The sequence below is a fragment of the Streptomyces pseudogriseolus genome (genome assembly GCA_002154585.1).
GTDB classification, from domain to species: Bacteria; Actinomycetota; Actinomycetes; order Streptomycetales; family Streptomycetaceae; genus Streptomyces; species Streptomyces pseudogriseolus.
On record MUNG01000107.1, the window covers coordinates 44,544 to 66,852 of the forward strand.

Annotated in this window: 21 protein-coding genes and 3 pseudogenes; 11 read left to right on the top strand and 13 right to left on the bottom strand. The window is 67.4% G+C overall.

Annotated features, from left to right (window positions below; all coding sequences use genetic code 11):
• Window positions 1-438: 438 nt before the first annotated feature.
• Window positions 439-1,038 carry a sigma-70 family RNA polymerase sigma factor gene (locus tag CCN29_RS11320; protein WP_086681353.1) on the top strand — a complete coding sequence of 200 codons (600 nt, stop codon included), beginning with the start codon at window positions 439-441 and terminating at the stop codon, window positions 1,036-1,038.
• 4 nt (window positions 1,039-1,042) lie between these two features.
• Window positions 1,043-1,747, top strand: coding sequence for a hypothetical protein (locus tag CCN29_RS35780; RefSeq protein WP_086681356.1), 705 nt, complete (start codon window positions 1,043-1,045; stop codon window positions 1,745-1,747).
• A 640-nt stretch (window positions 1,748-2,387) separates the two neighbouring features.
• On the opposite strand, the gene CCN29_RS11330 is transcribed toward CCN29_RS35780, so the two are convergent.
• Entirely contained in the window at window positions 2,388-2,990 is a 603-nt protein-coding gene (locus CCN29_RS11330; protein ID WP_442538319.1) for an NUDIX hydrolase, read from the bottom strand.
• A gap of 12 nt (window positions 2,991-3,002) precedes the next feature.
• A complete protein-coding gene (locus tag CCN29_RS11335) occupies window positions 3,003-4,061 on the bottom strand; it encodes a TIR domain-containing protein (RefSeq protein WP_442538320.1) in 1,059 nt (352 codons plus the stop codon).
• Between the two features lie 115 nt (window positions 4,062-4,176).
• On the opposite strand from CCN29_RS11335, the gene CCN29_RS11340 reads away from it, so the two are divergent.
• Entirely contained in the window at window positions 4,177-4,539 is a 363-nt protein-coding gene (locus tag CCN29_RS11340; RefSeq protein WP_086681364.1) for a hypothetical protein, read from the top strand.
• A 162-nt stretch (window positions 4,540-4,701) separates the two neighbouring features.
• Here the strand turns inward: CCN29_RS11340 and CCN29_RS11345 are convergent, their stop codons facing one another.
• The 4 genes and pseudogenes from CCN29_RS11345 to CCN29_RS35785 form a co-directional block, all read right to left on the bottom strand.
• Window positions 4,702-5,799, bottom strand: coding sequence for a hypothetical protein (locus CCN29_RS11345; RefSeq protein ID WP_442538321.1), 1,098 nt, complete (start codon window positions 5,797-5,799; stop codon window positions 4,702-4,704).
• A 564-nt stretch (window positions 5,800-6,363) separates the two neighbouring features.
• On the bottom strand, window positions 6,364-6,621 hold the full coding sequence (locus CCN29_RS11350; protein ID WP_086681421.1) for a replication initiation protein, RepL2: 258 nt from the start codon (window positions 6,619-6,621) through the stop codon (window positions 6,364-6,366).
• A 53-nt stretch (window positions 6,622-6,674) separates the two neighbouring features.
• Window positions 6,675-7,127 (bottom strand): MarR family transcriptional regulator, encoded by a 453-nt coding sequence (locus CCN29_RS11355; RefSeq protein WP_086681367.1) that lies wholly within the window; start codon window positions 7,125-7,127, stop codon window positions 6,675-6,677.
• A 935-nt stretch (window positions 7,128-8,062) separates the two neighbouring features.
• A pseudogene (locus CCN29_RS35785) lies at window positions 8,063-8,155 on the bottom strand (IS5/IS1182 family transposase); the annotation flags it as partial.
• Between CCN29_RS35785 and CCN29_RS11360 the strand changes: the two are divergent.
• Window positions 8,149-8,556 (top strand): annotated as a pseudogene (locus CCN29_RS11360) (Tn3 family transposase); the annotation flags it as partial. The pseudogenes CCN29_RS35785 and CCN29_RS11360 sit on opposite strands and share 7 nt — an antisense overlap.
• Before the next feature lie 440 nt (window positions 8,557-8,996).
• Entirely contained in the window at window positions 8,997-9,740 is a 744-nt protein-coding gene (locus CCN29_RS11365; RefSeq protein ID WP_086681371.1) for a hypothetical protein, read from the top strand.
• Between the two features lie 41 nt (window positions 9,741-9,781).
• On the opposite strand, the pseudogene CCN29_RS11370 reads toward CCN29_RS11365, so the two are convergent.
• The 7 genes and pseudogenes from CCN29_RS11370 to CCN29_RS11400 all read right to left on the bottom strand — a co-directional run.
• A pseudogene (locus CCN29_RS11370) lies at window positions 9,782-10,082 on the bottom strand (site-specific integrase); the annotation flags it as partial.
• 167 nt (window positions 10,083-10,249) lie between these two features.
• The gene (locus CCN29_RS11375) at window positions 10,250-12,691 is read right to left on the bottom strand and encodes a hypothetical protein (protein WP_086681374.1); all 2,442 of its coding nucleotides are present in this window, start codon (window positions 12,689-12,691) and stop codon (window positions 10,250-10,252) included.
• 782 nt (window positions 12,692-13,473) lie between these two features.
• Window positions 13,474-13,785 (bottom strand): helix-turn-helix transcriptional regulator, encoded by a 312-nt coding sequence (locus tag CCN29_RS11380; protein WP_442538322.1) that lies wholly within the window; start codon window positions 13,783-13,785, stop codon window positions 13,474-13,476.
• Between the two features lie 85 nt (window positions 13,786-13,870).
• Window positions 13,871-14,779: an NAD(P)/FAD-dependent oxidoreductase gene (locus tag CCN29_RS11385; protein ID WP_086681380.1), complete on the bottom strand. Its 909-nt coding sequence runs from the start codon at window positions 14,777-14,779 to the stop codon at window positions 13,871-13,873.
• Window positions 14,776-15,366 carry a cysteine hydrolase family protein gene (locus CCN29_RS11390; RefSeq protein ID WP_442538323.1) on the bottom strand — a complete coding sequence of 197 codons (591 nt, stop codon included), beginning with the start codon at window positions 15,364-15,366 and terminating at the stop codon, window positions 14,776-14,778. The genes CCN29_RS11385 and CCN29_RS11390 overlap by 4 nt, the downstream gene beginning before the upstream one ends.
• Window positions 15,363-16,532, bottom strand: coding sequence for a helix-turn-helix domain-containing protein (locus tag CCN29_RS11395; RefSeq protein ID WP_086681383.1), 1,170 nt, complete (start codon window positions 16,530-16,532; stop codon window positions 15,363-15,365). Before CCN29_RS11395 ends, CCN29_RS11390 begins: the two co-directional genes overlap by 4 nt.
• A 207-nt stretch (window positions 16,533-16,739) precedes the next feature.
• Window positions 16,740-17,495: a GntR family transcriptional regulator gene (locus tag CCN29_RS11400; protein WP_086681386.1), complete on the bottom strand. Its 756-nt coding sequence runs from the start codon at window positions 17,493-17,495 to the stop codon at window positions 16,740-16,742.
• A 551-nt stretch (window positions 17,496-18,046) separates the two neighbouring features.
• Between CCN29_RS11400 and CCN29_RS11405 the strand changes: the two genes are divergently transcribed.
• The 6 genes from CCN29_RS11405 to CCN29_RS11430 all read left to right on the top strand — a co-directional run.
• Window positions 18,047-18,490: a hypothetical protein gene (locus CCN29_RS11405; protein WP_442538324.1), complete on the top strand. Its 444-nt coding sequence runs from the start codon at window positions 18,047-18,049 to the stop codon at window positions 18,488-18,490.
• Between the two features lie 149 nt (window positions 18,491-18,639).
• Window positions 18,640-18,828, top strand: coding sequence for a hypothetical protein (locus CCN29_RS35790; RefSeq protein WP_086681393.1), 189 nt, complete (start codon window positions 18,640-18,642; stop codon window positions 18,826-18,828).
• Between the two features lie 271 nt (window positions 18,829-19,099).
• Window positions 19,100-19,411, top strand: a complete 312-nt coding sequence (locus CCN29_RS11415; RefSeq protein WP_086681396.1) for a WhiB family transcriptional regulator — start codon at window positions 19,100-19,102, stop codon at window positions 19,409-19,411.
• Window positions 19,412-19,522: 111 nt separating this feature from the next.
• Window positions 19,523-19,882, top strand: coding sequence for a hypothetical protein (locus tag CCN29_RS11420; RefSeq protein WP_442538325.1), 360 nt, complete (start codon window positions 19,523-19,525; stop codon window positions 19,880-19,882).
• Between the two features lie 241 nt (window positions 19,883-20,123).
• Entirely contained in the window at window positions 20,124-21,839 is a 1,716-nt protein-coding gene (locus tag CCN29_RS11425; RefSeq protein WP_086681399.1) for a DUF2637 domain-containing protein, read from the top strand.
• Between the two features lie 142 nt (window positions 21,840-21,981).
• On the top strand, window positions 21,982-22,309 hold a 328-nt coding region (locus CCN29_RS11430), incomplete at its 3' end, for a hypothetical protein (RefSeq protein WP_143661311.1).

Genomic DNA, 22,309 nt, shown 5'->3' on the forward strand with positions numbered 1-22,309 from the left:
CAGTGCGACCGGTGCAGCGCCGCCGACGAGGGGGTCCGTTGTGGCCGCCACAGCTCGGGACTGGACGCCACGATGGCCGCGAGGGCGGGCGCGGTGTGCGTCCGTGACCTCCCTGCCGTCAACGAGTTCTGCGTATTCCACTCGTGCGTGTCCCAGCCCAGCTCACGCCCCCGCGAGCGCCGGTGTGAGCTGGGGCACAATCGCGGGGCTCGCTCCTCTCACCGTTTATATGACTAATTGAAAACAGCAGATCACTGCGTGTTACCGGGCAGTAGTTTAGTGCTGAATGTCTTGTCCGTGATCATGAGGGCGGAATTCGCCTGCTCGTCCATGAGCGATCGGGCGTTCGGCGCGCTTGAGTAGTCGTCATGTAGGCGCGGCCCAGGCGCTGTTGCCCGGGCGAGGGGGGCGCTATCTGTCCTCGCGCGAAGAGGAGACATGAACGACAACGAGTACGCAGAGCACGCCAGTGCTGGCAGCGGTGGTGACCCGATCGGCACCTACACCCACCTGCCCCTGAGCTACCAGGCGCTGTACCTGTCCGACCAGGAGGCCTTCCACGACTACGCCTTCGTCGTCCTGGAGGACGACGAGGCCACCGAGGAGGCCGTGCACACCGCAATGACGCGGGTGCGGGACAACTGGGAAGAACTGCTGGTCGAGAGCAACATGCAGCAGCAGGTCTGGGCCATCATGCGCCAGACCGTGGAGGAGTACCGGCAGGCTGCGGAGGAGCGCGCGGCAATAGCCCGGAGCCTTCACACCTACCGGCAGGGCCTGGGCCGCCTCAACAGCGAGCAGGGTGTTTTCGAAGCCCTGGCCGGTCTCCCGCCCCAGCAGTTCGACGCAGTCGTGCTGCGCTACATCCTCCGGCTCTCGGCGCAGCGCATCGGCTGGTACATGGGCCTGAGCGAGCAGACCGTCAACTACCACTGCCGCCAGGGAAAACAGCGCATCGAACAGGCCGTGCCCACGCTGCTCAAGAAGGACAGCGACGCCATCACCGGCGATGGCAGCGAGACGGACACGAAGGACTGACGCCGTGAGCAGAGCAAAACTCAACCGATCCCGTCCCGCCGACACTGTCGAAGAGATCCTTGCCAAGGCCGGTGACGCCCTGCGTGCCCGCCGCCGCCCGTTCAACGAGGCCGACGGCCTGCGCCGACTCGCCCGCAAGTCCCCGCTCCCCCGCGCTCAGGAAACCGCCCTGGTGACGCGGGCCCGCCGCCAGCTCTCCGTCCTGACCCGCCTCTACCTCAAAGACGCCCAAGCGGCCCGGCATGTCGAGGAACTCGCCGCCAGCCTCGGCGACGACGGCGACGGCAACCGCCACCCGCCCTTCGAAGACCTCGACATCGACGGCGCCCAGCTCTTCGGCTGCATGCTCCACCTCGCCGGCCACCCCCAGAGCGCCCAGTTCTGGTGGGAGCTGGCAGCAGGTGCAGGCCACCTCGGCGCCACCTACTGCCTCCACCTGCATCACACCGCACAAGGCGCCCGCGCCCAAGCCATCCACTGGCTGGACCAGTTCCGTCTGCAGGCCATCGACCTCGACGAGGAGTTCCTCCTCGGCACCGCCCGCTTCACCCAGTGGATGCACGAGCACTGGCCCCCGACCGCGCACCCGTCCCTGCTCGACGAGGTCCTACGGCTGGCCCTGCACCACAGTGACGACCAGCCCCTGGTGTGCCGGCCCGAACGGCAGATCGCCGACCGCCTCCACCACCTGGCCGACCATCGCACCTGACCCGCACAGCAGACGAGGAGCCCTCCCCACGGTCACCGGTTCCGAGGCCACCGACCGCAAGGCGAACTCCTCGCCCGGGAAACCACTTCACGAAAGAGAGCGTCCCCGTGCCCAAGCGTACGCGCCGAGCCGCCCGCACAACGGCATCCCGCAAGAAGCGCACCCGAACCCAACACAAGCCGACCACCGTCCCCCAGCACCCGCAAACACACGGACCCTGGAAGCCCTCCCGCCGGCGAAACAAGCGCCGGAACGCAAACCGTCGCAACACCCTGACCCGCTACCTGCTGCGCGGCGCCGCCTACAGCACCGGCTCCGGCATCATCGGCCTCCTCTTCTGGTCGCTACGCCTCTGGATGACCTAGGAAGACGCCCACCCATGGACCGCAACGCCGCGCCGGCGAGTGGACACGCGGTCGGCCATCTCCACGGCGAGCTTGTAGAGCTCGAGTATGTCGCCGCGGTTCGGTTCTGGTGGTGTTGTCACCGAGGTGCTCCCGCGTTTGGGCGAGTGTGTGGTTAGCGCATTCGACAGCGCGCCAATTCTGCGCGGTACGCAGACGCGAAGTCGCGGCATGCGCGCTCTTAGGCATCACACGCCGTTGGGTGTGCCGTACAAGAGCCCGTGGTTGTGCCGTCGTTAGGAGGGGTTCTCCTTCATAGCGTGCGCTGCCATGAGTAGCGCTGCGGCAGTCTCAATGCCGTGAATGTCCTCACCGATCCCGGCGAGGGCCTCGGTCAGCGGTAGGGAGCACACACTCATGTCGAAGTACTTCTCGATCTGCGTGTCGCCGGGCGGCTCTGTGGTGGCCGCGAGTACCAACGGGGCCAGGAACAGGTGGGCGTTCCGGTTGGTCTCCGAGGGGAGAACGAAGTAGTTACCCAGGTCAACCAGGGAAGATTGCGGATCCAGCTCGAACCCGGTCTCCTCCCAGAGTTCGCGGAGGGCAGCATCTTTCGGGCTCTCCCCGCGCATGACTGTGCCAGCCGGAAGCTCGAGCGTATGTGTCTTCAGGTTGTGGCGATATTGCCGGATGAGTACGACGTCACCGTCTGCGGTGATGGGCACGATCATGACACTGTCTGGCGTGTCGATGTAGTACCAATCGATCTCCGTGTCGTCCGGCATGCGCACCTTCTCGTGCACGAACCGCTTGGGACCCTCTGTGATCACCTCTGTCTCGACCACTTCCGCATCCTCCATGGTGCATTTAGCGGCTTGCTTGCGAAAGCGACGTTTCATAGCGAACATCTTTCACCCTTTCCATGGCCGCGACTCGTCCCATACTTTCCGAAAATGTCGCGCATAGCGGACAAACATGCCATTTGATTCTGCACTTTCCAGCTCAAAAGTGGGCGTGTTGTCGCCGGAGATATACCGAACATAGGGTGTGACGAGGATGCGGTCGTCACCTCGTACAATGCTGACCGTGGGCGGCCCGTCATATACATGCACTCTCATGTTGCCGCCGCAGGCTTCGGCCATAACTTGAAACCGGGCTATAGCCGCCCTGATCCGTGGAGCGATGGTCCCAGACGGGTTTCCTTCTTCCCGGTCGACCATGAGGGTTCCGCTGTGCTCGGGGTCAAGTAGGAGCACACGGATCTCGCAGCCTCTCCGTGCTGCGCTCGTCAGAAGCTCGGGAACCTCATCATCATCGGCGTACCCGTGCTCAGCCATCCCGTAGAGCCACACATGCTGGCTAGCGTTCTGCAACACCTCGTTCCAGGTGTGACGCGGGACGCTTCCCCGCATCGGATAGGCCTTGACCAGATCGGGAAGCCCCGGTGCCCGCACAGGAGCTACCTTCGCTGCTTCTAGACCTTTCAAGATCCGATCGGCGGCAGGACGAACGGCGGTAGCGAGCTGATTCAAATACGCGACTGTATCCCCAGATGGTAAAGCCCCGTTGCACCGCGGGTCTTGGTACTCAACCCAGGTGACGCCGAAAAGGTCGCTGGGCAGCGTCAGCTTCTTGGCGCAGTGACTGCAGAGAAGACCAAATGTGCGGTCCCTGCCAACCGAGCCGATGAATAGGCCTAATTCGAAAATGACGTTATCCCGCGGAGTCCAAGACTGGATTCCGTCTCGCTTACGAAGATCGTCAGTGGTGAGGACCAGGACAGCACCATCGACCTCCGAGTGTGCGATTTTATCCAGCCGCTCGATCACAGTCTTGGAAGCGGCGATAGCATCGTCGTGGTACCAAGCGATGGGGGCAGCTGCAACAGACAGAACCTCGTGCAGTGCATGCACTATGTCCTTGGCCCCGCCCGCTGACCCGATGAAGATCCGCGGCTTGAACGTTACCACTGCCAGCTCCCCCGTTTGATGTCACGCATGCCCCCAGGCCTCCACGAGAGTCTCGCACTCAGAAGCCCGCTTTATGCGTCAAGGGCCAAAGAGGGTATGGAAGTTACCGCTCCGTTTGGCGCGATACGCAGTCAGCCTTTCCATCCTTGAGCAGCTTCTGGCCGGCGTGGATCTGCGCGCCACCACCCTGATCACCCATATCGCGGCGCTCGCCCGCGACGCCGGCCGCACCGACGCCGACATAGACAACCGCGCTCAGATGCTACGCGCCGAGATCCGCACAGCGGGCGTGACGTACACCGAGCTCGCCCTGGACCTCGCCCTCGCCTTCCACCACGCCGTCCGCGACGACCAGGACCAGGTGGCCATGACGATTGCCCGGCTGGAGGAGAACACCCGCGGCGACTTCGCCTACTACAGCGACATCGCCGCCTTCATGGCCGACCTCGCTCCCCATCAGGCATCCGGCGCCCGCTGAATCGACAGCGAGCCAGCCACCCGCCAGCGCTGGCAGGCCCTGGTCGTGGCACGCCGCCATCACCTCGGCACGATGCTGGACACGGCGCGGATCTCAGGTGCGTCTGCTCAGTCCGCGAAACCCGCGCACGTGACCGGCTCGGCGCGGGACATCAAGGCGCAGCTACGAATCCACGAGGTATGCCTTCTCGCCCGTCATCAGCGGTGCGTCGGCAGGTCCTTTGATGTACGGGCCTCGCCAGATCACCCGGTGCTCCTGGCGGCTGGGATACCACTGCCGGACCTTGTGCATCCGCACTGGCCACCGGTGGTGGTACACCCGCTTCGTCTCGCCGGCCGGCTCCGACGGGCGAGGCGAGGGCGCAGCAAGCCGGATGACCCGCACATCGGGGTCCCGCGGTGCGGATCCGTCCAGTCCAGTTGCGGTCGTGCGCATCGCAGGCGCGGGGTGTGAGGGGCTGACAGCCGTGACGCCCTGGGCGAGGAGGCGCCAGCAGGCGAACATGTAGCGGCCTACGAAGTCGTCGTAGGGGTCGTCCACCCGCCCGCCGGCCCATTCGCCGGTCTCGGGGACCGGTTCTGCACGCCGCTGGGAGGCCTGGGTGAGGGCCCGTTGCATCTGGCGGTGGAACTCGGACAGGTCAGCGAGCGTCTCGGTGCTCTCCTCCGCCAGGCAGGCATCGCCGCGCATCCCGTACATGCCGTCCGGCATCAGTGGCGGCAGCGGATTGCCGGAGGCGCGTGCCTGGGAGACCGCTTGCCGCCATCCGGCCGGCTGCACGGGGCCATCGCGGTCCATGAACGTCGTCACCCGCACACCCGGATACCGAGCGGTGGGCAGGATCTGGTGCTGGGTGATGAACTGCCAGCCGAACGCCCGGGTGTCCGAGAGTGTCCCGGTGCGGTTGACGACCACGATCGGTTCGGGCAGCACCAGCAGCCCGGTGGGCATGGAGATGTCCCGGTCGCGGTCCAGGGTGCTGATGTCGGCTGGTTCGAGGGTGGCGGCCGCAGCCATGACCGCGGCGTGTGCGGCTGGAGAGATGACGAGGATCTCCGCTTGCCTCAGCAGCTTCTGGATCTGGCGTATCTGCCAGGCAGCGGCCTCCCCCGCCGACCGGGGCCACGGCGGTGGATGGCCCTGCTTGCCCAGCGTCATCGACAACGCCGCGTCCCGCTCGATGTCCACGGGCTTGTCCGGCATATCGGTGAGATTGCTGTTCGCCAGCACGGCATACAGCTCGCTGACCACGTTGTTCATATTCGAGGCCATCGTCATCTGCACCCACGGGTTACCAGCCAGACACCGCTGAGTCTGATCCCGCAGACGGTGTGCCACCCGCGCCGCGGCAGCCGCGGTCCACTGCCCGTCTCTGTCCCTGCTGCGCTCCCGCTTACCCCGGCTCGCCTTGCCCACCCCGAAGCCCCCTCCACAACGGCCAATCGCCGAAGCCGTACCCGACCAGCACGGACACAACACGGCACGATCCAGCCGACAGGAGGGCAGTACTGCGGGGCCCCGGGGGGGATGCCACTGAGCGCAAATCGCTGAGCAGCTGCACGTCGAGCCTCGGCGTCGGTGAACTCCACCTCCAGGCCGTAGGCCCGCCGGCCGCCGTCGCGGAAGTAGAGCTGCCCCGATCTTCGTACGGTTCCACGACTCGGCGTACGCGCAGGCGTACAGTGCTGCTGCCGCCCTCAGCATCGGTCACACACTGGCTCAGCCGCCTCGACCTGCAGCAGAGATTGCCTGGTGGTCAAGGGGAACGGTTCTGCACGCCGTCCCTTATGTACTTCACGTCAATGAGGGACGACCTGAGGAGCGTCAGGTTGCGCGGCGGAGAGGGATGACAACGTGCTCGCCCATGCGCTTGGGGTCGAGCCTGTAGTACCTGATGTGGCCAAGCCTCTCGGTCTCCTCGAGCCAGCCAGCTTCGATGACCTGCTTGCGAGTGCGGGAGAAGACGGGCGCGGCCATTCCGACGAGTTTGGCCAGGTTGGCGGCGGTCTCGAGTACGGCTCCGGACCGGTCGGTCGGGTGCAGTGCGTAGAGCATGACGACGAGACGCTGGTTGGCGGTCATGCCGGCGGTCTTCTCAAGCAGCTCGAGGTTCTTCTGCTTGTCGTCGCTGCTGGTCACTGGGCCTCCCACCGTGCAGGCACGTTCTCGTTGAATCCGGGGATGTCCGGCGGGTTGCACGTCTTCACCGCTTCACGCTGTTCGATGCCCGTTCCGTGGAAGGCGATGTACGGGCTGATCCGGTAGAAGTTGTAGTTGCCGATGCGTCCGCGGACGATCAGGATGCGGTGCTTGGCCAGTTTCCTGTTGATTTTCCCGACAGCGTCGGTGGACATCCCTACCCGCTTGGCGATGTCGGCCCCGGTGGCTCTCAACGGTTCCATGCCCTCGGGTGAGACGCCGATCCACCACAGGACGAGGAATTTCTGGCTGGGCGTGAACGCCTTGGATTCGGTGATTGCCTCGACGCGTGCCTTGTCAACCTGGGTGTGCCTGCCGGAGAAGGCGTACGGCGCGTAGGGGACCGCCTCGCCAGTCTCGGCATCAACCAGCCTGCGTACTGCTCCCAACGGGTCCTCCGTGCACGGGGCTTGTCGGACGGTTCATGAAAGGCGGCTGCGAGGCCGACCAGATGAACTTAACGTACATGAGCAGGGAGTCAATCAGCCCAGCCTGTCGGCCGTGTCGCCTGCTCACGCGCTCAGGAGTCGCACCCTCCAGCCCAGCCGCATTGCTGCCCTCTCATGTACGTCACGTCAATCTGCTACGGCTGCAGGATCGTGGTGCTCGGGTCGTCAGGTCTGGGTGGCCGCTTGCAGGATCGCTGTCCGCGGCGGTGAGATCGTGGTGCACGTTTCATGCGACTGTGTGACACGGCTGCCGGATCTGTTCACTCAGCTCTCCTGATCGCCCTCTGCTGCCGTAAGAACTGCCTGCCAGTTCTTACGATCTTGGTTGTTCGAGGTAACTGCGCAGGTCAGATGCCTGTTAACGGCTGCGCTCTCTTACCTCAGGAACCCGCCGTGCACATCCCGGCACGTGCAACCACCGAGCACTGTCAGTTCGGCGGAAGGCCAAGCTCACCTCGTCGAGCCTTGCGGAACTCATGGGACGAGTGGACCTGAACCCACGATCGAGCACGCAGCCGCTTCGCAGTCGACTCAGATACCGACTGCGCGAGGTGGTGCCAGTCTTCGGTCCCGCCGCCACCCGTACCCCGCCGCTTTCCGGCGCGTACGGCCTGGGCCACCACGAAACGGGTTCGCGCCGGGAAGTGGCGGGGGCAGCGGGGTCCAGGGGCCGGCAAAGGCCCCTGGTACCACGCTGCTCAGCCCCCTGGGGGTCGTCGTTGACCGGCAGTCTGATTGACGGGCAGTGGCACCTACGGCCTGAAGTTGTGACCCGCACGTAAGTACCTGCATGTACCAACAGAAGACTTCTGCGCGAGGGGCACTATGCAAACGCCTGCGAACTGGGTCCGTCTTAAAAATGATCTTACCCAGCAGCCGGCGGGCGCTCCGGTTGCGGTCTTGTCATATCGGGTGGCAATGCCGCGGAAGCCCTTGAGGCGGTTGAAGCAGCGCTCGACTACGGATCTCCAAGACCCTGCATATCCTGCGTCTGGCCGACGAGCCCGGCTACCGCCGCCAGATCAAGAGCCAGGCGAACCTCCAGTAGGGCCGCCACGCCCTCGCCCGGAAGAACTTCCACGGCAGGCAGGGGCAGCTCTACCAGCGCTACCAGGACGGCATGGAGGACCAGATCGGCGCCCTCGGTCTGGTCCTCAACGCCCTGGTGCTGTTCAACACCCAATTCATGGACGCCGCGGTCAACCAGCTGCGCGCGGACGGCTTCGACGTCCGCGACGAGGACCTCGCCCGCCTCTCGCCGTTCGTGCGGCACCACATCAACATGCTCGGCCGGTACTCGTTCCAGCTTCCTGAGCTGTCCGGCGAGCTGCGCCCGCTGCGGGATAAGGACGCCACCGACGACGAATGACACCAAGGAGCAGCGGTCTCGGAGGTTTCCGATCGGCACACGAGATCCTCGATAATCTTCCTCTCCGCACCGGAACTTGGGCCACGTGGCTAGGGGGATTACGTATGCCGAACTCTTCAGGCACCACCGGCGGAAATGCGAGCGGAAGCTCTGCGGCCGATGGAGCGGGTGCTCAGGCGCTTCCTGCTGCCGCACCAGGCGCGCAGGGGGCATTAGGGGCCCCCGCGCCGGCTCCACAGTCTCCTCCGACTCCCCCCACCACGCCGCCGCCGGGGACAGCAGCAACGTCAGCCGGTTCGTCGGCCACCCCGTCGGCCTCGGCAGGGGCGCCAACCGCGCCTTCGGCGACCGGCACCCCGTCTGCACCTGCAAGCGATCCGGAATCGAGATGGAGGCACAAGCCCAATCTCATCGGCCTGCTGACCCTGGTCGCTACCGTCGTGGGCATCGTTCTCGCGATCTATTACGGCAACGACTCCTCCGAGTCGGGGCAGTCGCAGGCGAAGAGCGGAGATGTACAAGCAAGCACGGGTGTGTCAGAGGCAGCCCGCCAACCCGATCTCAAGGTCGCGAGGATCGCCGCCTACATCAAGGAGGGCATCGACGGCAAGGAGCAGACCGATGAGGGACAAGAGGCCCTCACGGATCTGCGGGGCCCGCATCTGGACATCACGTTTGAGAACCGGGCCCCTGGCCCGTCTCTGATCACCAAAGCTACGCTGCGGGTTCGTGAAGCCGGAGTACTGCCGGGGTGCCATCAGATCGGAGGCGAGCTGGCGATCTCCATGAATTACGACTTCCCCCTGCCCGACCGGCTGCCGAAGACGCCTTATGAGCAGTCGAAGGACATCAGCTTCACGGTCGAGGACAACAAGCTCGATCGTCTGACCCTCACCATGGGGCCGGAGAACCACGGATGGGAGAACCCGTGGTACGGAGTGGTAGACATCGTCTTCGAGCACGACGGGACCAAGACCACTGTCGGCCCCATCGCTGTGGTCGACACAGGAGGCGATGCTGAGTTCTACCCCGATGGCGACACGTGGGTCATCGAGAACATCGACATCCCCACTTGCTTGGACGAGAATGCCGCGCTGGTGGACCGCCTCATGAGCATCCCTGATGTCACCGTCTCGAAGGAATTGAAGACGCTGCGAGACAAACTCACCTCGATGGGCCACTGATTCCCCGCACGGGACCCTGGCAGGCCACCGACGGGCACGCTTCAGCGCCTGCTGCCGCCGGGAGCGAGCAGGCTGGTGACCTCGGCGATCGCCTCCGCCGAGGGGTGGAAGTAGCGCCGTACGTTCTCTGGCTTCTTGTGCCGGGACTTCGCCATCAGCATCGGCAGGCTAGCCCCGGCCTCGCCGAGGTGTGAGGCCGGAGTGCCGGTACTCGTGAAGGTCCCAGCCCGTGCCCGGCGCCCCGCCGACCGCGGTGTGGGCGTCGAGCAGGGCACGGGCCTGCCCGTACGACAGCCGCACCAGCCCGGTGTCCGGGCAGACGTAACGGGAGCTGAGAACCTTTCAGCGATCACGCCGGCCGACAGGCCCGTGATCCTCCGGTCGCTGATGATCGCTGCACGAGACGCGTTCCCCACCACACGACCATGATCGACGATCCGGAGCTCAACGCCTCACCGCCTACCGTGCACGAGCTCGTTAGCGACCGCAGCTGACACCACGGCAATCAATCAACCAACCCGCTTCGGTGCCCGTCCGGCCTGCATCCGCGCCCGCTGGGCCCGCAGCAGCCCGAGCTTGCGCTCCAGCAAGTAGTGCGCAGTGCGTCGACGGGCTTCCTCTGCCGCTTCCTCCGCGGCCCCATGACCGCGAGGGCGGCGGCGCAGCATCGTGTCGTACACGGCTTCAGCCTCGGCGTCGGCTTCCTCACTCCGCAGCAGTCGGCTGTGCGCGCTCGCCCGGCGCTCGTCACGGATCCGTTCTGCCACCTCCCGGGCGGTGAACGCCAGCACCCCTTGATCGGTCCCGGTTTGGCGTCGGCACACGTCATCGAGCAGCGCACGGGTGTCGGCTTCGCAGCGCTCCGACAGCGCGGCGATCTGTGCCGGGTCATCCAGATCCGCCCGCACGGCGACCGCCAGGTCGACCGCCTCTTGGACCAGATCGTCCGTACACCGCCGGTAGGTGCACTCCGGACACAACCCCGCCGCACCCGGCAGACCGCACTCCACGCACGCGGCCGCCCACCGCTCCAGCGCAACAGCCTCCTCTGCTGCCTGGCGGCGGGCAGCGGCCGCCCGCCGCATCTCCACCTCGGCCACCGCTCGGTCGTGCCGCGCGCCTGCCTGCTGCGCCTCACGCCGGGTGTGCTCCCGCAGCCGCTCCTCGAGGACCTGGCGGCGCTCGCGCCCACCGAGGCCGGGCAGCTCCCGGTCGACCTCCGCCGCGATCTTCGCCCGCTGGGCACGCCGGATGTGGAGCACGTTGTTGCAGTTCTCGCACTCGCCGCCGGTGTCCAGCCGGATCCCGTCGTCGCATCGGGGGTCCGAGCAGGCCTGACGCTGCGCAAGGCCCCGCCGGATCAGCCACGGGAACGGGCGGTCGACCAGGGCATTGCCGCCGGTTTCCTCCAGCCGGTCGGTGAGCCGGTCGGCCAGCAGCTGCGGGGCCCTCTCCGGCCGCTCCAGCATGCCCGCCAGCCGCTTCGCTTCCGCCTTCACAGCCGCCTCGACCTGGTCCTGCTGCCAGCCCGACAGCCGCTCCCACAGCCCCGCGACCGGCCCCAGAGCCACCCGCAGACTAAGATCAGCCGGAAGCCCAATCCTCCGTTGCTGTTGCGCCTTTCCACCACCCACGGCCTTCAGCCGACCACCGGCTACGGCCCCGGCAGCACACCGCCCAGCACGCTCATTGACCGGGGACTCTTGAAGTTTTTCCCCGCGCAGCGGGCCGTCCTTGGCCTCTGACGGCGCAGACTCGGCACGGTCGGCCTGGTCCTCGCGCATGCACGCGCGCTCCGGCCGACGGCCTTCAGCCCCACGGCCTTCGCCGGAAAAGCCACCAGAGAGCGCGAGAAAACCACCAGGAGTAACCCCAGAAGCGTGGGAAGCGTGGTGCTGTGCAGTTACGGCGAGGTCTGCCGATCCGGCCATATCGCCCTGCCCGGCGCCCTCGATCCCAGTCATTACAAGGGCCTCGCCCGTCTCGCTGGACTCAAGATCTCCGGATGCAGTACCAGCGAGGTCTGTAATCAGAGCTTTAGCGACCCGGCGAGCCTCCTGCACGGCCACGCCGTGGGCCTCGGCAACCGGCACCAGGCGCACCCGCGACTGCGCGTTCAGGCCCGAGCCGCTCTCCTTGCGCACCACCTCCACGACGCCGTACTCCTGGAGCCGCTTGAGCACCTTCGCCCCGGCCGCCGCCGTGCAGCCCAGCAGCTGCCCGACCGTCGCCGCCGGACGCCCACGGCCGGTGTCCACCGACCCGGGGCACAGCTGCAGCCAACCCGCCGAACCCGTCGTCAGCACCATCAACAGCAGCCCGAGCCGGTCCGTCGCGGCACCCCGGCCCGTACGACCGGCGAGCAGCCCAGCCGGGACCGGCGCCTTGTCCTTCGGAGCCCACCCCGGACCGAACAGCACCTCGCACAGGCTCAGCAGCACCGCTAGCTCCGAGCGCGACAGCGCTAGCGGGTGCCGCCGGTCGCCGGCCTTCTGCGCCCGGTACATCGGGATCACCCAGCACTCCAGGCCCGTCGCGTGCCCGAAGCTGTTGGTCGCGACGTTCGAGCCGAGGAACCCGGCAGCGCGCAGCTCGGGCAGCACGGTGTGTGCGACCGTCGACTGCGACACCCCCAGCCACCGACCGAGCTCCGCCGCCCAGATCGACGCCTGGTAGTCGTCGGCCACCTTCGACTTCGCCGTCAGCACCACCGACGCCAGCCGCGCGCCGTCCGACGCACCGGCCAGCGCCGGAGACGTCACCAGCGCACGCACCGCAGCGAGCAGCCTGGCCCGCATCGACTTCGACAGCTGGAGCGGGTTCCCTAGCTCCAGCGGCAGGATCGGACCGGCCTGCGCCGGAACCGCCCGCAGCCGACGACGCGACGCCCCACCGGCGGACTTCGTGCGCGGGCGCGGGAGCACGGCGGCCGATGCCACCACGGCGCTCATCGGCCCACCCGAACGGACGAGAAAGAGATCATCTCGGCAGCCTTGCGCGGACCGTCCGTGGGCAGAGGCCAGGAACCAGCGAGACCTCCAATCCCTCCCGCCCGGCGGGCAGGAACTTCCGATCGCGTCCCGCCCCACGGGACGGAGCCCCGGAGCACCGCGGCGGCCGGTGCCGCCAGGAGGACAGGGGTCCTCCTCTCGGTATAGGTCTGCCGGCCCGGGGTCGGTGCGACACTCCAACCCGAGGCATCTTCGTGATTAATGCCGTGAACAGGGCAAACAAGTGCTGCCAATTCCATCACACGGGAAGCGTGGGAAGCTCGAATCCGGTCGAATCGGACATGGTCGAGCTGACAGGAGACACATGTCTCGTGCACTATGGCGAGACACCAACCTTCACATGGATCGCCTCGACCGCGACCAGGCCCCTGCCAAGGGCCCCGACCACGGCCGAGCGCTCTGTACGGACGGAGTCCCGAGCACCGAACGGCCTGCCAAAGCCGCCGGAACCCGGGGTGACGCTGGTGGCTCAACAGAGGCCCCCTGCCAAAGGGGCTTCTGGAGAGCCGGGGTGGCCCGCTGCCAAGCGGACCGGGTGGAACAACCCGCTTGCCAAAGCGGGGTACTGCGAAGGAATGAAGACCCAGCTCGATGAGCTGGAGCCCAGAACCGGCGCCAACCGGGGACTGGGCGGCCGACCTGATGGTCGGCGAGACGGGTCGCGCGGGGCCGCAGTGGATTGCAGTCCACCTCATTGGCGCGCGCGGCCGATGGCCGCTAGGTCATCCCGACCCCCTTTTGGAGGCCGGCGTCGTGCTGCCTGCGTTCAGCTCAGCGACCTCGGGGAAACGCTCCGCGAGCCCCTTGAGTAGGTGGATATAGGCGGCGCGATGGGGTCGCCTAGGGTGGGTCTGGCCTAGCTCCCAGCGGGCTACGGCCAGGCGTTTCACTCCCACCGCGTCCGCGACTTCCTGCTGGGTGAGCCCTGCAGCGAGACGCAGCTGCTGACGTACGCGCGGCGACGGCAGGACGTCCTCGAGGAGAGCGTTGACCCGCTGCATGGGATCCGCGTTGGACATGCCCCAACCTCTCATGATCACCGAGTCCCTGAAAGATACACCACGGGATCGATCTCGGCTAGCGTGCAGCGATACGCCGATAGGGGGTGGGCGTCATTCTTCAGCATGGCTTTAGAACCGAGGCGTAGTAGGACGCGAGCACAGCTTCCGCCCCAGAGCCCTGCGCCGTAGTGACGCGTTGGAACTGGGCCGACCTCAAGTCACCGGCGACTCGGATCCGAGGGTGTTGTTTGTCGGGAGGGCAATAGCCGTCCTCGCTCGAGGCAAGGCCGTCCAAACCCGCTGGCGTGTTGCCGAGGTTGTTCAACACCGTCTTGGCGACGTAGGACTTGCGCTCCCCCTGCCGGTCCTTGACCTGCAAGCTCCACTCGTCTCCGTAGGCCATCGGCGACAGGACGACGTGAGAGACAGGCACGATCCGCACGCGCTCGTCCCCCGCGACCTCTACGATCTTGTAGTCATCCGCTGGCGGACAAAGGACATGAAGCGTCGTTGAGGAGTGCGGGTGGGTGCGAAGCCATGTTCCGAGGGGACGGTCCCCTCCGAGAACATAGGTCCGGCCTGCAAGGTTTGCAGGCTCGGTGCGCCACAGCAGAGGTACGGACACACATGCGGGAGCGCTGATCCAGTCGGCATCGGACGGAGCCAGGGTGGCCACGCCGGTGGCGACCACGATCAGCTGTGCACTCAGTGCGCGTCCGTCCTCGAGTACGAGCTCGGCCCGGTCGTCGTAGCCGGTGACGCTGACCGCACGGCCCTGCACGACGGAGCATCGGCCCGTCTGCTGTAGGCGGTCCAGGTCGGCGGCAAAAGCTTCAGCAAGTTGCGGGCCGGTCGACCAGTCGCCAGGGACGTTCTCCAGCGCCCCGATGACATGCAGCTTGCCGCCTACTGCGTCAGTCTCCACGATGACCGTTCGAAGGCTCAGACTGGCCGCCATCACCGCGGCCGCAACGCCTGACGGGCCGGCGCCGACTACCAGCACATCTGTCTCGTGCGGTGCGTTCATGCGTGAGCTCCCTGCGTGCCGCTGATTCGGGACAAGACAACCTCGCTCGTGACCAGTTGCTCAGCGCCAATGTTCCGGGCGGCGAGCAGGAGTGCGGCGTCGTGGTAGCGGGCGCCGCCGGTCGAGGCACAAGCGTCGGTGACGATCCAGGGCCGATATCCGGCTTGATAGGCAGCGACAGCGGAGTCATATACGCACGCATCCGTGTCGATGCCGCACAGCACCAGATCGGTCCAACCCGCCTCATGGATGGTCCGGGCGCCCTCGGAGGTGAACACTGACGCCTGGGACTTGTCGATGACCGCGGTGGCGGCGGCAGCGAAGGGAGCCAGGTCAGCAACGAGAGCTTGTTCCTCGGGAGTACGCAATCGCGTCCACCCCGTGATCGTCTCGTACGGCGATCCGGGCTCATTGTGGAACCGTGACAGCACCACAGGAGCGCCAGCTGCTTGCCAGCCCTCCACCAGCCGAACCACCGCAGGGATGACTCCGCGGCTGTGCTGGTTGACAAAGCCCTGCTGCACATCAATGACCAGCAGCGCTGTCGATCGAGGGTCCACCCACTCCGCCTTCCACATGGCCGTCACGGATTGCTGTCTCGGAGAGCGTCCTGGGCGGCACGCAGCCGATCAGGAAGTTCGCTGGTGGCCAGGATGGCCTCGCGCATCACCCGGTGTTGGGCGGTCTCAGTGGGGCGTGCAGTGGTGAGCCGGAAGTATGCGCTGCGCAGAAAGCGCCAACCGTAGGCCGTTGGCATCACCGGGTCCTGGCCGTCTTCGATCATGTGCAGGACGTGTGATGAGAGGGCCCAGAGAGCCTGTACGTCGAGCTCAAGGGCCACGATCTGGCTCATGGTCAGGGCTCGCTCATCCTGCTGCGGGTGATAGGCGACACCAGACCAGCTGACGACACCGCGGGAGACTCCACCGTCGAATGTCACGGCCTCGGGGTGAGCCCAGCCCTCACGGAACTTGGCTTCCTCCACCCCTGGCCCGAGCGGCATCACATTTGCTGGATTCTGGCGGTTGACCAGCACTGATGGTGTAGCGAGCAGCTGGAGAGCCGTATCCAGGCCGACGCTTGACCAGGAATGCGTGCGGAGCTCGTAGGCCGACAACACGTACTGCGGAACGAGCGACTGGGCAGGTGGGTTCTTGTCGTCGTTGTGACGGGCCAAAACGCGGGCCATCCACTCCCCTGCCCAGCCCGGCTCCTTCAGGTACGTGCGGTAACGCCACAACGCCAACTCGGTTAACGACTCCAGGTGGTGGTGCTCCTCGAGATGTACGACAGCGACACCGCAGGCGTATATGTGCACCGTCGATGACTGCGCGGAATGGTGGTCCGCTGGCAGGACTCGCTGCTCCAAGCCGCCTGGCCCCATCTCGTTGGGCGAACCCGCAGCGTAGAGAGGCGCACCGCACTCACCGAGGTACACCGGCAAGAACTTGTGAGAGACGACCGTGCATGGTGCCGGACGCGCTGCTGACCCCGCGTTGAGGGGGACTGACGCTCCACGCAGCGCTGCCAGACGGACACTGAACGCCTCCTGCTCAGCCGGCGTGCACTGGAGGAGCGCCGTGTCGAGGATCTGCGCCATCTGGGGACGACAGACGCTCGTCTTGTTCCGCTGCCAGTTCGAGACGGTCCGGGGGCTGATGCCGAGGCGGCCGGCGAACTCGCGCACAGACGCTCGCATCACCGACCGCAACAGCAGCGCCTCCTCACCTGTCCACCTGTCCACAGCGATCACTACACACCCCCTTGGCGGTCACCTTCCAGGTATCAGCGGCCCTATTGCCACGCTGTTGCTACACCACTGCCACGGCCGGACATCTCGTTCAAGGTCCCTGGTACGGATGCTGTTGCTTGTTGATCCACACCCGCGAAACCGGCCGGAGGAACTATGGCGAGCCTGGGCACACCACAGTGCCGTGCCCGCATCGACTCCTGCTTGCAGTCAGGCATCGAACTCGTAGTCCAGGACGTACGAGGCGGAGTCGAGGGTCATCTCGTTGACCTCAACAACTCGCCGCTGAGCATCGAAGGCTGTCCGGCACATCTTCAGGACAGGGCGTTCAGGAGACATGCCCAACGTGGCTGCTTCCTCAGCAGTGGGCAGCCGTCCGCGGATCTCCTCCCGGAAGCGAACCGGGCTATGTCCGAGGTCAGCGAGGCGAGCGTAGGTTCCTCCCGGCCCGGTGTCGGCCTGGGTGATCGCCGAACCTTCCACCAAGGCGTAGGGCAGGTACGAGGTGGCGAGCATGACTGGCCGGCCATCCAAGACGAAGCGTCGGGACCTGGCACAGGCGGTCTCGCCAGCGTCCAGGGCAAGCATCTCGGCAATGTGCGCCGGCGGAACGACCTCCTGAACGGAGACCTGGTCGACCGTCAGGGGCCGGTCCTCGTCGGCGGACCAGATCGACTTTCCGGCGCCCCACTGGTCCTGCGCCAGACGCTGGATGCCGCGCCGCCGGATGGGACGGAAGGCTTGAACGAACACCCCCGCGCCCTTGCGAGACTCCGCGAGGCCTTCGTTGGTGAGGGCGCGCAGTGCCCGCCGAGCCGTCATCACGGCGACGCCGTGCTGCGGCGCAAGGGCGTTCTCCCCCGGCAGTCGATCACCGGGTCGGTAGTCCCCTCGCTCGATCGCAGCCTTCAGCTCGTCAGCGATCTGGAGGTATCTGGGCTGTTCAGAGCCCTTTCCGCCTGCCATGTGTCTCCTAACTTCGCTAGCGATCCTAAGGGCTTCGATGCTCAGCGTCAGCTCGGCTCGCGACGTGAATGGCGGTAGGAGGGGACATCTCTATCGAAGTCCTTGACATCGATAGAGAGATTGCGCACCATCGTACTGCAACTTCGATATCGAAGTTGCCCAGGTAGTCGTCCGTCCTCTGGGGCGGCCGGAGTAGTCCTCAGCTCGCTGAGGGCGCGAGAGCACCATCGAACTCCTCCGGAGCCTGACGGCCGCGACAACTGTGTGCACGTCACAGCGCTGTGCGCTGTCTGTCCTGCGGGACGCCGGCCTCGTGTCGTGCGTCCCGGAGGGCGGAGAGAGCATCGCGACCCGCGTCCCCGTCGCTCCGTCCATGAGGAGTTCAGATGTCTGCTTCGACCCTTGAGCGCACTGCCCGTCCCCGCCGCAGCCGGACCCGCTCCCGTACCGTTAACAGTCGCCCGACGCTGGCCCTCTCCACCCTCCGGCCCCACCAGTACGACCTCCGTCCCGCCTGCGCATCGCTGGTCTGCCCCGACTGCGAGACGTGGGTGCCGATCACCGGCCTTCAGACCAAGAGCCCCAAGGTCGTGCCGCACGACACCGGCCGCGCGGGCGAGGACGCGGCCGTCCGGTGCCGTCTGGGCAGCAACCGCCTGGTTCTTGTCGACGTCACGGTCCGGAAGTGGGAGGAGCGCCTGACGGACGGCAACTCGGAGACCGTGCACCGCCGCCGGACCACCGTGCGGCGCAAGCTCAAGGTCGCGGTCGCCCCGGCCGTCAGCCAGATCGCCGCGCAGAAGCAGACGTCGGCGGCCGACGAGCCCGGCGACGGCCGGCCACTGTGGCTGCTGCGCAAGGAACAGTGGGCGGCGACCGAGTCTTCTGTCCGCGACGCCGACACCCGCCGCGCGCAGCTGCCCGCCGGTGCCGCGCCGCTGGGAGCGCCGCCGGTGCCGCTCACGACGCTGCACCCCGAGCGCCGCGCGAGCTGACCCGCTCCGGACGAACGACCACGGCCCCGGCCACCCCGCAGAGGGGCGGCCGGGGCCGTGGCTGCTCGTACAAGCAGTCAGCTCCCCGAGTGGGGAGCGATCGCGACAGCCCTTGGGATTGCGGCCCGACGGGCTGTCCAGGACCTGACTTGGAGGACCTGATGCAGCACAGCATGACACGCACCGCGGCGCGGCCGCGGGCCGGGATCATCGACGAGATCGAGCGCGAAGACGACGCCGAGGGCTACGAGCCCGAGGACGCCGCCCGCGTTGATGTCGCCCTGGTCCTCGTTCTCAACACCGCGCCGTCGGCGACCGGCTGGGAGGTGGCGGCGTGATCACCAGCCTCACCGACGCCGAACGCGAGGAACTGTCGCGGAAGAACGCGGAGCAGAACCGCCGGTCGGAGAACAACCGCCGCTGACCGCCCGCCAATCCAGCAGCGCCGCCCCCGGCCCTGCCCGTCGTCCCCGCGCCTTCCCGGCCGGGGCCGGCGGAGAGCGCCGGGAGCTCCCGCCCGCTCCGGCCGTCAGGCCGCCACAACACGCAACAGCCCCGGGGCGGCCACCCCGGGGCTGACTTCTTGCTCTGGACCTTCTGGAGGCCCTGATGAATCGCGACTCCATCGTACGCACCAGCTACGCCCCCGACGCCGACCTGCCGGTCAACACCAACTGGCGCGAGGACGGCGCCTGCACGCGGGAGGACCCCGAGCTGTTCTTCCCCATGGGCAACACCGGCCTGGCACTCCTGCAGATCGAGGAAGCCAAGTCGGTGTGCCGCAGGTGCCCGGTGCTGGAGCGCTGCGCCTCCTGGGCGCTGGAGCTGGGCGAGGCCCACGGCGTGTGGGGCGGCATGAGCGAGGACGAACGCCGCCGTATCAAGCGCCGCGCCGCCCGCAACCGCACCAAGGCCGCCTGATCCGGTCTGGCGGCTGCCTGATCCGCCCGCACCGGCCGCTGCACCACGGCGGCCGGGACGGGCGGTGACGGGGAGCCGGACAGCCCGGACCGACAGCCGAGGGAGGCCCTCATGGCCACGACGATGACCCCGCTCCAGCCCGGCACGGAAGCCGCCGCCCAGGCCGCCGCCTTCGCGATTTTCGGCAGCGACATCCCGCCGATCGACCCCGACGACTACGACGGCAGCTGGCGCACCACCCTCCACGTCATCGCGGAGGAGTGGGTGAGCGAGGGCCGCTTCGAGCGGCACGCCGCCCGCACCGCGACCGCGCTCAACGAGCTGTTCGCCACGCAGGAGCGGTACGGCGTCTGCTCGCCCGAGACACGCGCCCACAGCGACAGGCTCCGGCCGCTGATCGACCGATGCCGCCACTTCGGCATCACCACCGCCGACCTCATCCGGCACGGCGCGCGGTTCCCCGAGAACTGATTTCGTTCCCGCCCGGCGGGAGTGGCAGACGGTTTCGGGCCCGCCCCGCAGCGCTCCCCCGCACTGGTCGCCCGCCCCTCGGGAGGCTGGCCTTTTCGTGCGCCCGGAGCGGGTAATGCCGGTGCCAGTTTCGTGATCAACCTTCCGCATCGGCCGCCGTTTCGGGAACGCACCCTCTGCGTTTCGGGAGCACCGGCCGCCGTTTCGACCCCGCCCAGAACGCCCCCTTCCGGAGGCCCCCATGACGATCACCGACATGCCGCAGAGCGCGGCTCCCGACACCCCCGCTTCGCACCCACCGGGCCTTGCTTCGGGCACACCCGAGAAGGTTTCGGGTACGGCCCGGGGCATTTCGAGCCCGGACAAGCGGAAGACGATCAAGCCCACTCGCGACCGGCTGATGACCGCCCTGTCGCTCGTCGCCGCGTTCGGCGGCACGCTGGTCGGCGTCATCGGCTTCGCGATGTCCTACAGCACCCTGGCGAAGGTCGCCCTGAGCTGGGGGTTCAGCGAGGAACTGGCCCCCTGGTTCCCGGTCGGAGTGGACGCGAGCATCATCGCGTTCCTCGCGCTGGACCTGTACCTGATCCGCAAGGGCACCCCGTGGCCGCTCCTGCGGATGGCCGCCCACGCCATGACGGGCGCGACGATCTGGTTCAACGCCAGCTCACAGGGCCACATCGGCACAGACCCGGTGCAGGCCGCCAGTCACGGCGTCATGCCGATCCTGTTCGTGATCGGCGTCGAGGCCGCCCGCCGCCTGATCATCCAAAAGGCCAGGCTGGAGGCGGGAACGGTCACCGACCGGATCCCGCTGCACCGCTGGATCCTCTCCCCCATCGCAACCCCGCGGTTCTACCGCCGGATGCGGCTGCACAACGTCACCTCGTACCCGGAAATGATCCGGCGCCAGCAGGAGCTCATCGGCTACGAGCAGTGGCTCAAGCGCAAGTACGACGGCGACCTCGGCAAGGCCACCGAGGACGAACTGCTGCCGATGAAGATGGCCCCCCACGGATACACCGTCGCGCAGGCCCTCGCGATGCCTGAGCAGCAGGAACGTGCTGCTGAGGCCCGCGCAGAGGAGGCGGAGCGCCGGCGCCTGGAGGCGGAGACTCGGCGGGAGCTCGCGCAGAAGAAGGCCGAGGCCGACCGGCTGGAGGCCGACGGCGAGCTGGAGGCCGTCCGTGCCCGGGTGGAGGGCCAGACGGCCCAGGCCCGTGCCCACGCCCGTGCCCAGGCCAGCGCCGCGGAGCGGGCCGCCGAGCTGGAAGAGGCGGCGTTGGAGACCGCGCTGATCGCTGAGGCCCGAGCCCGCGAGGCCGAGGCACAGCGCAAGGAAGCCCAGGAGCGCGAGGCGAAGGCCGCCGCGGATGTCCGCGCGGCCGAGCTGGAGCGCCAGGCCGCTGAGAAGCGGAAGGCGGCTGCGGAGGCCGACCGGGTCGCCGCGGCGGAGGCTCAGGCCATCGAAACGGCAGAGATCGCGGAGGCCCGGCAGCGTGCTGCCGAAGCCGATCGGGTCGCCGCCGAAACAGAGCGGGCTGCTGCCGAAGCCCGCCGCCGCGCTGCCGAAGCCGACCGGCTCACGGCCGAGGAGAACGAGCGCAAGGCGACCGCCGACGCGAACACGCAGGCGGCCCGCAAGCGCGAAGCCGAAACCGAGTACGCCGCTGCCGAAAGGCGGCTCGCCGCCGCCGAACTTGAGCAGCGCGCCGCCGAAATCGAGGACGTCGCGAAGCTGACGCCGCGCGAACGGGCGGTCCGCAAGGTCGCGCGCATGGCGTTCGCGGCCGGCGCGGTGTTCGTCGGCCTGGATGCCGACGGCATGCACCGGGAGCTGTGCCGGGTCGTCTCGATCGCCGACGTCCAGCGCGAGTTCAACGTGTCGTCCACGGACACCGCCTCCAAGTACCGCCAGGAAGCCGTCGCGCTCATCGCCGGCGGCTACCGCCCCTGACCACGCACGACGCACTGTCCGACGGTTCCGCCGGCCCCCGAACTGCTGACGACAGCTCGGGGACACGGCGAAGGCGCCGAGACGCCAACCCGCAGCTTCCCACCGATCCGGATCACCCCACCACCCCGAGGAGAAATCTCTGATGAGCAAGGACATCGCCACCCGCGTCACCACCGGGGTGCAGGCCCTCGCGCTGCCCGGGCAGCGCGAAGGCTGGCAGGCCCAGCACCGCGGATCCCTGCTGACCGACGCCCAGACCTACGACGCCCTCGCCGACGCCATCCAGGCCGACCTCAAGGCCCGCCGCCTGGACGGTGACCTGCCCTGGGGCATCTCCGCTGCCGCCCGGGCACGCAAGCGGGTCAAGCCCCTGCGGGACGCCGCTCGGGCCATGCGGCAGGCCGCCAAAGCCATCAACGGCACCGTCGCCGCCTACGAGGAGACACAGCCTGAAGTCGTCCTCCAGCGCC

What these genes read in the sequence shown, in the direction of transcription:
- CCN29_RS11380 (WP_442538322.1), bottom strand. Translation starts at nt 13,785, where the DNA reads ATGAGAGGTTGGGGCATGTCCAACGCGGATCCCATGCAGCGGGTCAAC.
- CCN29_RS11375 (WP_086681374.1), bottom strand. Translation starts at nt 12,691, where the DNA reads ATGAGCGCCGTGGTGGCATCGGCCGCCGTGCTCCCGCGCCCGCGCACG.
- CCN29_RS11345 (WP_442538321.1), bottom strand. Translation starts at nt 5,799, where the DNA reads ATGAACAACGTGGTCAGCGAGCTGTATGCCGTGCTGGCGAACAGCAAT.
- CCN29_RS11320 (WP_086681353.1), top strand. Translation starts at nt 439, where the DNA reads ATGAACGACAACGAGTACGCAGAGCACGCCAGTGCTGGCAGCGGTGGT.
- CCN29_RS11425 (WP_086681399.1), top strand. Translation starts at nt 20,124, where the DNA reads ATGACGATCACCGACATGCCGCAGAGCGCGGCTCCCGACACCCCCGCT.
- CCN29_RS11400 (WP_086681386.1), bottom strand. Translation starts at nt 17,495, where the DNA reads ATGGCAGGCGGAAAGGGCTCTGAACAGCCCAGATACCTCCAGATCGCT.
- CCN29_RS11330 (WP_442538319.1), bottom strand. Translation starts at nt 2,990, where the DNA reads ATGAAACGTCGCTTTCGCAAGCAAGCCGCTAAATGCACCATGGAGGAT.
- CCN29_RS11350 (WP_086681421.1), bottom strand. Translation starts at nt 6,621, where the DNA reads ATGACCGCCAACCAGCGTCTCGTCGTCATGCTCTACGCACTGCACCCG.
- CCN29_RS11385 (WP_086681380.1), bottom strand. Translation starts at nt 14,779, where the DNA reads ATGAACGCACCGCACGAGACAGATGTGCTGGTAGTCGGCGCCGGCCCG.
- CCN29_RS11415 (WP_086681396.1), top strand. Translation starts at nt 19,100, where the DNA reads ATGAATCGCGACTCCATCGTACGCACCAGCTACGCCCCCGACGCCGAC.
- CCN29_RS11420 (WP_442538325.1), top strand. Translation starts at nt 19,523, where the DNA reads ATGGCCACGACGATGACCCCGCTCCAGCCCGGCACGGAAGCCGCCGCC.